This is a genomic window from Trinickia sp. Z7 (genome assembly GCF_056498045.1).
Window position 1 is genome coordinate 1 of the sequence record NZ_JAUEQW010000042.1, and the last position, 1,150, is coordinate 1,150.

A 1,150-nucleotide genomic window follows, 5' to 3' on the forward strand; every position below is an offset into this window, starting at 1 on the left:
GTCACCGGCAGCGCCTCGAGCACATCGAGCAACGGCTCGCCCGCGTACCACGGCATGCGCTCGCTCGCCTGCACGATGTTGTCGCCCTTGAGCGCCGAGACCGGCACGAACCGCACGTCGGCCAAGCCCAACTGCCGCGCCAGCTCCACGTACGCGTCGCGAATCTCGTTGAAGCGCGTCTCGCTGTAATCGACCAAATCCATCTTGTTGATCGCCACGATCGCATGCTGCAAGCCGAGCAGCTTCACGATCGCGCTGTGCCGCTTGGTCTGCGGCAGCAGCACCGTGCGCCCCGCCTCGTCCTTGCTCACGCGCGTGGCGTCGATCAGGATGATCGCGGCATGCGCCGTGGAGGCGCCCGTCACCATGTTGCGCGTGTACTGCTCGTGGCCCGGCGTGTCCGCGATGATGAACTTGCGCCGCGCCGTGGCGAAGTAGCGGTAGGCCACATCGATCGTGATGCCTTGCTCGCGCTCGGCCTCCAGCCCGTCGGTGAGCAGCGACAGATCGATCTCGTCGCCCACCGTGCGCTTGTTCTTCGCGCGCGAGAGCGCCGATAGTTGATCGGACAGCACCGCACGGCTGTCGTACAGCAGGCGGCCGATCAACGTGCTCTTGCCGTCGTCGACGCTGCCCGCCGTGATGAAACGCAGCACGCCCAGGTCTGCCGGTTGATGAGGAGTACTCATGTTCTCAATTCCGTTGCGTTGATTGCTCGAGGGGTGCTCGGCGCTTAAAAGTAGCCTTGCTTCTTGCGCTGTTCCATGGCCGCTTCCGAGGCCTGATCGTCCATGCGCGTCGCGCCGCGTTCGGTGATGTCGGTCACCGCCGTCTCGGCGATGATCTTCTCCACGGTGTCGGCATCGCTCTCGACCGGGCAGGTGCAGCTGATGTCGCCCACCGTGCGAAACCGCACGAGCGCCGTTTCGCTCGCCTCGCCCTCGCGCATCGGCGTGAGCGGCGTCACCGGCACGAGCAAGCCGTTGCGGCGCACGACCTCGCGCTCGTGCGCGTAGTAGATCGAGGGCAGCTCGAGCCCTTCGCGCGCGATGTATTGCCAGATGTCCAGCTCGGTCCAGTTCGAGATCGGGAACACGCGCAGGTGCTCGCCCTTGTGCAAGCGCGCGTTGTACACGCTCCAGAGCTCCGG

Annotated in this window: 2 protein-coding genes; both read right to left on the reverse strand. The window is 65.7% G+C overall.

Annotated features, from left to right (window positions below; translation table 11 throughout):
• Positions 1-689: GTP-binding protein (locus QQS38_RS25890; RefSeq protein ID WP_479648183.1), on the reverse strand; the 689-nt coding region annotated here is incomplete at its 3' end.
• A 44-nt stretch (positions 690-733) separates the two neighbouring features.
• A partial coding sequence (gene cysD, locus QQS38_RS25895) for a sulfate adenylyltransferase subunit CysD (RefSeq protein WP_479648184.1) occupies positions 734-1,150 on the reverse strand: 417 nt, incomplete at its 5' end.